12 protein-coding genes are annotated in these 9,905 nt (G+C 67.7%); 4 read left to right on the top strand and 8 right to left on the bottom strand.

Annotation, left to right across the window (positions count from 1 at the left end; all coding sequences use genetic code 11):
- Window positions 1-12 precede the first annotated feature (12 nt).
- Window positions 13-984: a LysR family transcriptional regulator gene (locus V9K93_RS18440; protein ID WP_046983830.1), complete on the bottom strand. Its 972-nt coding sequence runs from the start codon at window positions 982-984 to the stop codon at window positions 13-15.
- A 91-nt stretch (window positions 985-1,075) separates the two neighbouring features.
- Between V9K93_RS18440 and V9K93_RS18445 the strand changes: the two genes are divergently transcribed.
- Window positions 1,076-2,083, top strand: coding sequence for a zinc-binding alcohol dehydrogenase family protein (locus V9K93_RS18445; RefSeq protein WP_046983829.1), 1,008 nt, complete (start codon window positions 1,076-1,078; stop codon window positions 2,081-2,083).
- Between the two features lie 121 nt (window positions 2,084-2,204).
- Here V9K93_RS18445 and V9K93_RS18450 read toward each other — a convergent pair whose 3' ends face one another.
- Entirely contained in the window at window positions 2,205-2,810 is a 606-nt protein-coding gene (locus tag V9K93_RS18450) for a glutathione S-transferase family protein (RefSeq protein ID WP_136639520.1), read from the bottom strand.
- 45 nt (window positions 2,811-2,855) lie between these two features.
- On the opposite strand from V9K93_RS18450, the gene V9K93_RS18455 reads away from it, so the two are divergent.
- From V9K93_RS18455 to V9K93_RS18465, 3 genes are all read left to right on the top strand, one after another.
- A complete protein-coding gene (locus V9K93_RS18455; protein ID WP_046983827.1) occupies window positions 2,856-4,412 on the top strand; it encodes a DNA recombination protein RmuC in 1,557 nt (518 codons plus the stop codon).
- A 71-nt stretch (window positions 4,413-4,483) separates the two neighbouring features.
- On the top strand, window positions 4,484-4,882 hold the full coding sequence (locus V9K93_RS18460) for a hypothetical protein (RefSeq protein ID WP_046983826.1): 399 nt from the start codon (window positions 4,484-4,486) through the stop codon (window positions 4,880-4,882).
- Between the two features lie 137 nt (window positions 4,883-5,019).
- Entirely contained in the window at window positions 5,020-5,565 is a 546-nt protein-coding gene (locus V9K93_RS18465) for a glutathione peroxidase (protein ID WP_046983825.1), read from the top strand.
- Window positions 5,566-5,665: 100 nt separating this feature from the next.
- Here V9K93_RS18465 and V9K93_RS18470 read toward each other — a convergent pair whose 3' ends face one another.
- The 6 genes from V9K93_RS18470 to V9K93_RS18495 are packed head-to-tail and all read right to left on the bottom strand — an operon-like array spanning window position 5,666 to window position 9,759.
- The gene (locus V9K93_RS18470; RefSeq protein WP_337302991.1) at window positions 5,666-6,676 is read right to left on the bottom strand and encodes an MlaA family lipoprotein; all 1,011 of its coding nucleotides are present in this window, start codon (window positions 6,674-6,676) and stop codon (window positions 5,666-5,668) included.
- 1 nt (window position 6,677) lies between these two features.
- Window positions 6,678-6,989 (bottom strand): STAS domain-containing protein, encoded by a 312-nt coding sequence (locus tag V9K93_RS18475; protein WP_012512544.1) that lies wholly within the window; start codon window positions 6,987-6,989, stop codon window positions 6,678-6,680.
- Complete coding sequence (locus tag V9K93_RS18480; RefSeq protein ID WP_046983823.1) at window positions 6,979-7,641, bottom strand: MlaC/ttg2D family ABC transporter substrate-binding protein; 663 nt, start codon at window positions 7,639-7,641, stop codon at window positions 6,979-6,981. Before V9K93_RS18480 ends, V9K93_RS18475 begins: the two co-directional genes overlap by 11 nt.
- On the bottom strand, window positions 7,638-8,162 hold the full coding sequence (gene mlaD / locus V9K93_RS18485) for an outer membrane lipid asymmetry maintenance protein MlaD (protein ID WP_010487482.1): 525 nt from the start codon (window positions 8,160-8,162) through the stop codon (window positions 7,638-7,640). Before mlaD ends, V9K93_RS18480 begins: the two co-directional genes overlap by 4 nt.
- 59 nt (window positions 8,163-8,221) lie before the next feature.
- A complete protein-coding gene (locus V9K93_RS18490; RefSeq protein WP_046983822.1) occupies window positions 8,222-8,971 on the bottom strand; it encodes an MlaE family lipid ABC transporter permease subunit in 750 nt (249 codons plus the stop codon).
- Window positions 8,971-9,759, bottom strand: a complete 789-nt coding sequence (locus V9K93_RS18495) for an ABC transporter ATP-binding protein (protein ID WP_046983848.1) — start codon at window positions 9,757-9,759, stop codon at window positions 8,971-8,973. The genes V9K93_RS18490 and V9K93_RS18495 overlap by 1 nt, the downstream gene beginning before the upstream one ends.
- Window positions 9,760-9,905: the final 146 nt, after the last annotated feature.

The following is a 9,905-nucleotide window of genomic DNA, read 5'->3' on the forward strand; positions in this document are numbered from 1 at the left end:
GGCGTTCTCTTGTTACGGGGGGCCGCCATTGTCGGTCAGCGCCGGGATTGGCGACAGGGGGCCGGTGGACCCACCAGGCATGCCAGACAGCAGCGGTTGCAGGTGCTGGCGCAGCTGCGCGTGCAGTTGTCGCACGGCCGGCGAGAACTGCTTGCGGTGCGGGCATACCAGCTGCAGCGGGATGCTGCTGCCAACACCGTCCAGCAGCAGCTGCAGGCGCCCGGCCAGCACGTCCTCGCGCAGGTCCAGCCAGGACTTGTAAGTGATGCCTTCGCCGGCCACCGCCCAGCGTCGCACTACATCGGCGTCGTCGCAGACCAATGGGCCGCGCACCGGCATCACCACACGGCGTCCATCCACGTCGAACGACCAGCGATCGTAGGCGCGGCCACTGAGCTGGTAGACCAGGCAATCGTGCTCACGCAGATCCTCCAGGCGGGTGGGCGTGCCACGCCGCTGCAGGTAGTCGGGCGAGGCCGCGAGTACGCGCCGATTGCCTTCCAGCAGGGGCAACGCCACGTAGCTGGCGTCGTCGAAGTGGCCGATGCGGATCGCCACGTCGACCGGGTCGCGGAACACATCGGCCACTTCGTCGGACAGGCGCAGGTGCAGGCGCAGCCGCGGGTGCGCAGCGCGGAAGGCGCTCAGCCAGGGCAGCAGCAGGTTGCGGCCGAGGTCCGAGGGAGCCGACAGCTGCAGGGTGCCGTGCAGCTCGGTGTCCTCGCCCTGCACGCGCGCCTGGCCCTCGCGCAGGGTGGCCAGCACCTCCTGCGCGTACGGCAGGTACAGCGCGCCCTCGCCGGTCAGGCGCAGGCTGCGGGTGGTGCGCACGAACAGGCGCAGGTCCAGCTCGCGTTCCAGCCGCGCCACAGCTGCAGCCACCTGGCCGGGCAGCAGGTCGGCCTCGCGCGCGGCCTGCGAGAAGCTGCCCAGCGCGGCAGTGCGGACGAACAGCTGCAGATCGTCGAAGCGGATCATCTTCATTGCCAGAGTGAAAGTGCTGACCGATTCTGCGCCTTTCTGCGGGAGCGCGCGCGGCGCAACCTGTCGCCTCCTTCCCCACTGGACCGCTGCCATGCGCGCCATTGCCTACACCCAAGCCGGCCTGCCGATCGATGATGCCCGGGCCCTGATCGACATCGAACTGGAGCTGCCGCAGCCCGGCCCGCGTGATCTGCGGGTGGCGGTGCACGCGGTGGCAGTGAACCCGGTCGACACCAAGGTCCGCCGCGGCGTGGCCACCGATGGCCCGCGCGTGCTGGGCTGGGATGCGGTCGGCATCGTCGACGCAGTGGGCAGCGAGGTCACCCTGTTCCAGCCTGGCGATGCGGTCTACTACGCCGGCGTCATCGACCGCCCGGGCAGCAATGCCGAGTACCAGCTGGTGGACGAGCGCAGCGTCGGCCGCAAGCCGGCCAGCCTCGACGATGCGGCCGCCGCCGCGTTGCCACTGACCGCAATCACCGCCTGGGAGCTGCTGTTCGACCGCCTGCGCATTCCCGAGGGCGGCGGTGAAGGCCAGACCCTGCTGGTGATCGGTGCTGCCGGTGGCGTTGGTTCGATCCTGGTGCAGCTGGCGCGCCGCCTGACCAAGCTGACCGTGATCGGCACCGCCTCGCGCCCGGATACCCAGGACTGGGTCCATGCGATGGGCGCGCATCATGTGATCGACCATAGCCTGCCGCTGGCCGAGGGCCTGGCCCGGCTCGGCATCAGTGAGGTACAGCACGTGGCCAGCCTGACCCATACCGACCAGCACTACGCGCAGATCGTGGAACTGCTGGCGCCGCAGGGCCAGCTGGGGCTGATCGATGATCCGGGCCAGGTCGACGTGATGGCGCTCAAGCGCAAGGCACTGTCCCTGCACTGGGAATCGATGTTCACCCGACCGCTGTACAAGACCGCCGACATGCAGCGCCAGCATGACCTGTTGAATCGGGTGGCCGAGCTGATCGACGGCGGTGTGCTGCAGACCACCCTGGGCGAGCACTTCGGCCGCATCGATGCCGCCAACCTGCGGCGTGCCCACGCGCTGCTGGAAAGCCATCGCGCCAAGGGCAAGATCGTGCTGGAAGGCTGGTAAGGCCCGGTTTCTCCTGTAGAGCCGAGCCTGCGCTCGGCTCTACAGCGCTTCATCCACGCATGGCGTGGATCAGCCGTGTCGACCAAGGTCGACACCTACCAACAGCTGCGGAAGCCACTGCTCAGGCCACACCGTTGTCGACGTGGGCGGCGAAACCCGGCTGCTGGCGCAGGCGTTCGAACCACGCCGCGAGGTGTGGCAGCACGGGCTTGTTGCCAGGCGTGCTGCGCCAGCGTTGGGTCGACAGCCCGAGCACGATGTCAGCGAGAGTAAAGGTGTTGCCTGCCACGTAGCCGTCGGTAGCGCCCAGCTGTGCATCAAGCACCGCCATCAGCCGGTTCCACTGCACCAGGCTGGCCTCGGCGCGGGCGTCATCCGGATAGTCCGGATGCTGGCGCACGCGCGCCATGAACACCTGTCGCCAGGCACTGTTGAGGTCGCTGGCCTGCCAGTCCATCCATTGCTCCACCCGTGCACGGGCCTGCGCCGCGGCGGGCAGCAGGTCCTCGCGTCCGCCGCGCGTGGCCAGGTAGCGGCAGATGCTGTTGGATTCCCACAGCACGAAGTCGCCATCGCGCAGCACCGGGACCTGCCGGTTCGGGTTCAGCGTGGCCAGCAGCGCCGACGATGGCGTCGGTTCGTGGTGGAGCGGGAGATCCAGCACGGCGCCCAGCCACAGTACCTTGCGGACGTTGATCGAGGTCGCCTTTCCGTACAGGGTGAGCATGGTCCTGACGCAGCAGTTGAGACTCGGCCAGCCTACACTTGCCCCATGCAAACCGAATATCTGCTTATTGGCGCCCTTCTATTGGCCGTGCTCATCCTGCAGCTGGTCGCCCTGCTGCGCCGCCCGCCGCACGATCGCCTGGAACAGGCTGTGCGTGAGGAAGCGCGCTCCGGGCGCAGTGAACTGCGTGAACAGCTCGATGGCTTCGCCCGCGCGCTGACCGATCTGTCGACCCGCACCGACCAGCGCCTGGACCTGCTGCGCGAAGCGCTGGGCGAAGACGCGCGCAAGGCGCGTGCCGAAGCGGCCGAGAGCCAACAGCGGGGCGCGGCGTTGATGGGACAGCGCCTGCAGGAACTGCGCGCGCAGCTGGAAGTGTTCGGCCAGCAGCAGGAGGCCCGCATCCATGCCTTTGGCCAGCAGCTGCAGGAACTCACCGGGCGCACCGATACCCAGCTCGGCGCGCTGCGCCAGACCCTGGTGGACGATGCGCGCAAGGGGCGCGAGGAAGGTGCGCAGTCGCAGCAGCGCCTGACTGAAAGCCTGGGCCTGCGCCTGCAGGAACTGACCCAGCGCAACGAACAGCGCATCGCCGAGATGCGTACGACCCTCGAAGAACAGCTGCGCGCGCTGCAGAACGACAATGCGCAGAAGCTGGAGCAGATGCGCCACACCGTGGATGAGAAGCTGCAGTCGACGTTGGAAACCCGCCTGGGCAATTCCTTCAAGCTGGTCTCCGAACGCCTGGAGCAGGTGCAGCGCGGCCTCGGAGAGATGCAGCAGCTGGCCACAGGCGTCGGCGACCTCAAGCGCGTGCTGACCAACGTCAAAAACCGCGGCAGCTGGGGCGAAGTGCAGTTGGAGAACATTCTCGAGCAGACGCTGACCCAGGAGCAGTACGCGCGTGCGGTGAAGGTGCGCCCGGACAGCGGCGAGATGGTTGATATCGCGGTGCGCCTGCCGGGTCGCAGCGGCGACGACACGCCGGTGTGGTTGCCGATCGACTCCAAGTTCCCGCGTGAGGACTACGAGCGGTTGCTGGACGCGCAGGAGCAGGGCGACGCCGAGGGTGTGCGCCTGCAAGGCATCCAGCTGGAGCGCGCGGTACGCGTGCAGGCGAAGTCGATCTGCGACAAATACATCGCGCCGCCGCACACCACCGACTTCGCGGTGATGTTCCTGCCCACCGAAGGCCTGTATGCCGAAGTGATCCGGCGCCCGGGCCTGGTTGATCTGCTTCAGCGCGAGCACCGCGTGGTGGTGGCCGGGCCAACCACGGTCACCGCCCTGCTCAACAGCCTGCAGATGGGCTTCCGCACGCTGGCCATCGAGCAGCGTTCCAGCGAGGTGTGGAGCCTGCTGGGCGCGGTGAAGAGCGAGTTCGGCAAGTTCGCCGGCATCCTGGAAAAGGCCGAGAAGCAGATCACCACGGTTGGTCGCAGCATCGGCGAGGCCAGCCGCAAGACGCGTACGATCGAACGGCGCCTGCGTGGCGTGGAGTCGCTGGCATCCGAACAGGCGCAGTCGCTGCTGGGCGATCTGGCCGAGAGTGATGCGGCGGGCGAGGACGAAGGCAGCGACGGCGACACCGACGAGGCCTGAGTCACGCGGATACGCCGCCTGCATCGTCGATGCGTATGCTGGCGGCCTGTCCGTCTCGATCAGGTACCGCCATGCGCCTGTGCCTCTGTACCAGCCTCGTCCTGACCGCGTTGCTTGCCGCCTGCAGCAGCGCACCACCGGCTGCCGATACGGCGGCGACACCTGCCGCAGCCACCAGCCCTGAAGCAGCCGAGGCGTACCGCGAAGCGCGTGACGTCGACTGCCAGGCAGCGGGTGGCACCCTGCAGCGGCTCGGCCGGCTGCAGCGCGAGCAATGCGTGATTCCCCATGCTGATGCCGGCAAGGCCTGCAGCCGCAAGAGCGACTGCACCGGCCAGTGCCTGGCCACGGGCGAAGTGGCCGCCGGCAGTGCCGCCACCGGTACATGCCAGCGCGATGCCAGCCAGAACTTCGGTTGCCGCCAGCGCATCGAGGATGGAAAGGCGCTGGGCACGATCTGCGTGGATTGATCGTAGCGCCGGTCGCAGGCCGGCAACCGCATGAACCCTTGCGAACGGTCGCACGATTGCCGGCCAGCGGCCGGCACTACCGGCATCGCGCGGCGCTATGCTGGTGGGCCATTCCCCGCTGTTGCCGGAGCCCCCGCGTGAGCACCCCGATCCAGGACATTTCCCTCACCACCATTGACGGCCAGCCGTCCTCGCTTGCCGACTACCAGGGCAAGGTGCTGCTGCTGGTCAACGTCGCCTCCAAGTGTGGCCTGACCCCGCAGTACGAAGGCCTGCAGGCGCTGTATGCGGAAAAGCACGCGCAGGGCCTGGAAGTGCTGGGCTTCCCCGCCAACAACTTTCTCGGCCAGGAGCCGGGCAGCGAGGCGGAAATCCAGCAGTTCTGCCAGCTCACCTACGACGTCAGCTTCCCGATGTTCTCCAAGATCAGCGTGGCCGGTGACGACACCCACCCGCTGTACCAGCAGCTGACCGCCGCACAGCCGCAGTCGATCGGCGAAGGCCCGCTGCGTGAGCGCCTGGCCAGCAAGGAGATCCCGATCCATCCGGCACCGGCGGTGCTGTGGAACTTCGAGAAGTTCCTGATCGGCCGCGACGGCAAGGTCATCGCCCGCTTTGCCCCGGACGTGGCCGCTGACGATGCGCGCGTGCGCGAGGCCATCGAGGCAGCGCTGGCCGCCTGAGGAAAGCGTGCCAACCAAGGTTGGCACCTACCGGAAAAGAATCTCGCTGGAAAAGAAAAACCCCGCCGAGGCGGGGTTTTTCATGCGTCGATGGAAGGACTCAATGCGTCCACTGCGGCATCGGCATCGCATCGACCGGGATCGGCGAATTGGCGTCGTCGTGACCACGGTCGCGCTTGCTGCGCAGATCGTTCTCGATCTGGTAGTTGCGGCGCTGCATCCACGCGTCGCGGACCAGAGAGTACTCGTCCACGGCGGTGTCGCGAAGGTCGTCGATCGCCAGCAGCTGGGCGCGGGTATCGACCAGCTGCAGGCCCTGCAGGCCGATACGCAGCTTGTCCTCTTCGATGCGGCGGATCGGCGACAGCGGAATGTCACCGGCCAGGCCGAACACATCGCGCACGGTGCGCGGGCCGAAGAACGGCAGTTCCACGTAGCGCGAACGACGCCAGCCCCAGGCACCCAGGGTCTGCCCGAAGTCTTCATTGCGACGCGGCACCATCGCCTTGCTGGCCGGATCGAACAGGCCACCGATACCCAGCGTGCTGTTCATCAGGAAGCGGCCCAGGCTGTCCCAGGCATCGCCACCGCGGCCCTGCAGCAGCTGGTTGGTGATGGTCACCGGCGCACGCAGGTTGCTGAAGAAATTGCTGACACCGGTACGCGCGAAGCGCGGCACCACGTGGGTATAGGCGGTGGCCAGCGGGCGGGCGATGCCGCGGTCAACCGCGTTGTTGAACTTGTGCACCTTGCGGTTGAACGGTTCCCACGGGTCGTAGGCCGCTGCACTGCCGGTGTTGCCGGCACCACCGTAGAGGGCATCGAAGTCGTCGTCACCGCCCGGTGCGGTGGCGGCTGCAGCCTTCGCAGCGTCGGTGTCGGCGCTGGACGCGGCCGCTGCCTGAGGCAGACTGGCCGCAGCCGGCGGGCTTGCGACGGGTGCGGCCGAGCCGGCTTCGGCCGCTGCGGTATCGACGGCAGGGGCCTCGGCGGTGGTGCTGGCCGGGACCACGGTGCTGGCCACCGGTGCATCGCTGCGCGCGGGTTTGCCGGCGCAGGCGGTGAGGGCGGTGGCCAGGACGATCAGGGGGAGAGTGCGTACGACGTTCATGTCAGCTCGCAGCAGAAGTAGCGTTGAAATCCAGGTCGGGCGACAGCCGGTAGGCCGCGCTCAATTCGTTGTAGCCGGCCGGCGCGCCGGAGATCGCCAGCGGATGGCCGCTCGTGCGTGCACGCGCGGCCAGCTCAGCCAGCAGGGCCAGGCCGGCGCTGTCCACGCGCTCGACCTCGCCCAGCTCCAGCCGTGCCAGTTTCGCCGGCAGTGCCTGAAGTTGCGGCCACAGTGCGATCACCGCGGCACGGTCGAGCACCCCGCGCAGGCGCAGGGTGTCGCCTTCCAGCAGTGCCAGCGCGTTACTTGCCATTGCCCGCGGGCCCGGCCTGCATGCTGCCGCTGTGCAGTTCGGTGGCCACCTGCTTGATGCCCTTCTGGCGCAGCGGGGTGTCAAACTGGTTGCGGAAGGTCTGCACGTAGGAGATGCCTTCGATGTTGACGTCGAAGATCTTCCACTGGCCGTTCACGTTGCGCATCCAGTACTCGACCGGGGTCGGCTCGTTGCCGGCGCGCACCAGTTCGGTGCTCACGCGCACGCCACGATTGCCCGGCAGCGGGCTTTCACCCTTCAGGCGGAAGCTCGGCTTGCCCTGGATGTTCAGCAGGGTCGAACCGTAGCGCTGCATCAGGCTGTCGGCCATCGCATCGGCGAACAGCTTGATGTCAGCATCGGAAGCACCGCGGGCGTGCGGGCCCAGCACCAGGCGCGCGGCATAGTCGCGGTCGAAGGTGCGGGTCAGCTCGCTGTCGATGTAGCTGCGCAGGCTGGCCGGGTTGCTGGTGAATTCGCTCTTGCGCTGCTGCAGGGTGCTCAGGATGCGGCTGCTGGCATCGATCACCACCTTGCCTGCCTGTCCCTGCGCCGCGGCTGCGGCGGGAGCGGCGGCCTGCGCCTGGGCGAGGAACGGAGTGGCTGCCAGCAGCGCCGAGGCGAGCAGGGCCGGGATCAGTTTCATCTTCATGGTTGCGGTTCCGTTGCAGGCGCCTGCGCGCCATCGTTGGGCTTCTGAGCAGCGCCACCACCGGCGCCACCACTGAACATGTACTTGCCGACCAGCTGGATCAGGTCCACGGCGGGCTGGGTGAAGACGATCTCGTCGCCGGCCTTGAGCACGTCCGGATCACCGCCCGGCTGCAGACCGATATAGCTCTCGCCCAGCAAACCGCTGGTGAAGATGCCGGCCGAGGTGTCCGCCGGCAGGTCCTTGACCTTGCTGTCCATGCGCAGGGTCACGATCGATTCGAACTTCACCGGGTCCAGGTCGATCGAAGCGACCTGGCCGACGGTGACGCCGCCGATCTTCACCGGCGCCTGCTTGCGCAGCTGCCCAACCTGGGAGAAGCGTGCCTTCAGGTCGTAGCCTTCGCTGCCCCAGCTCCAGCGCTGGTTGGTCGAGGCCACGGCCAGCACCATCAGCGAGGCCAAGGCCAGCAGCAGGAAGGCGCCGACGGAGAATTCGAGTCTGGGACCGCGGATGGCCATGTGGATTACCTGATCGAGTCGTTGTGGCTGCGCGCCGATGCGCACCGCCGGTGGAGGGGTTAGGTGAACAACATTGCCGACAACACGAAGTTGAACATCAGCACCAGCAGCGAGGCGTTGACCACCGCACGGGTAGTGGCGACAGAGGTGCCTTCGATGGTCGGTTCGGCATGGAAGCCGACGTAGGACGCGACCAGTGCCGCGGTGCCGCCGAAGATCGCCGACTTCAGCATCGCCACGCCGAAGTCGTCCCAGAAGTCCACGCTGTTGCGCAGCGCCGACCAGAACACGCCATTGTCCAGGCCCAGCACGTGTACTGCTTCAAAGTAGCTGGCGCTGATCGCCAGCGAACAGAACACGCCGGTCAGCAGCGGCACGGTCAGCACCGCCGCCCAGAAGCGCGGCGCCACGGCCTTGGCCACTGGATCGATGGCCATCAGCTCCAGTGCCTTGATCTGGTCGGTGGCACGCATCAGGCCCAGTTCGGCGGCGATCGAGCTGCCGGCGCGGCCGATGAACAGCAACGCGGTCAGCACCGGTGCCAGTTCGCGGTACAGCGACAGGCCGAGCAGGGTCGATAGTGCGTCGGCCGCACCGAAGGTGGTCAGCGTGCGGTAGCCCTGCAGGGTCAGCACCAGGCCGACGAAGGCACCACCGACGGCGATGATCGGCAGCGAGCGCGCACCGATCTTGTAGATCTCGCGGGTCAGCTCGCCCAGGAAATCACGGGTCGGCAGCGAACCACGCAGCACGGTCAGCGAGAACAGGCCGGCACGGCCCAGCGAGCGGGTGGCTTGGACGAACGGCATCAGGCGACCCTCGCGCGCGGCGCGGCATCGAACGGAATGGGGCCATCGGGCTGGCCATGCAGGAACTGCCGCAGCAGCGGGTCCTGGCTGGACTGCAGCGCTTCGGGAGACCCCTGGAACACGACACCGCCATTGGCGATCGCGATCACCTGGTCGCAGATCGGCAGCGTCTCGTGCACGTGGTGGCTGACGATGATGCTGGTCAGGCCCAGGCTGTGGTTGAGGCGCTGGATCAGGCTCATGATCACCCCGGAGGCGATCGGGTCCAGCCCGGTCAGCGGCTCGTCGTAGATCATCAGTGGTGGGTCCAGTGCCAGCGCGCGGGCCAGCGCTACGCGCCGGGCCATGCCGCCGGACAGCTCACGCGGCCAGGCATCGGCGGCGGCCAGCAGGCCCACCGCATGCAGCTTCATCTGCACCAGCCGGCGCAGTACCGCAGCGGGCAGGCGGGTGTGGGTGCGCAGCGGCAGCGCCACGTTCTCGGCCACGGTGAGGTCGGTCAGCAGGCCATTGCCCTGCAGCAGCACGCCCACGCTCTTGCGCATTTCCAGCAGCGCGCCGCTGTTGTGCGGAATCGGCTTGCCGAACAGGGTGACCTCGCCGGCGACCGGGCGCAGTTCGCCGGTCAGCGCCGCCAGCAGGGTCGACTTGCCACTGCCGGACGGACCGAGCACCGCAGTGATGCTGCCCTTGGGCACCTGCAGCGACACGTCGCGCAGGATCGTGCGCCCGCTCCGGTCGATGCGGACGTTGGATAACTGCACCAGACTGGAGGCGGAAGCCGACATGGGCACCATTAACGTTTTTTAGACATCGAAGGATCGGGCCCGTCTGCTGAACATAAGCAGACTGGACGGTCCAGTATTGTTGCACGGCAAGCCCTCGCGCAGGCCGGGACAATCGACAGGGGTCCCGGAACAATCCGTACCGGCGA

This window comes from Stenotrophomonas sp. CCNWLW162 (genome assembly GCF_037203745.1).
Classification (GTDB): domain Bacteria; phylum Pseudomonadota; class Gammaproteobacteria; order Xanthomonadales; family Xanthomonadaceae; genus Stenotrophomonas; species Stenotrophomonas maltophilia_AQ.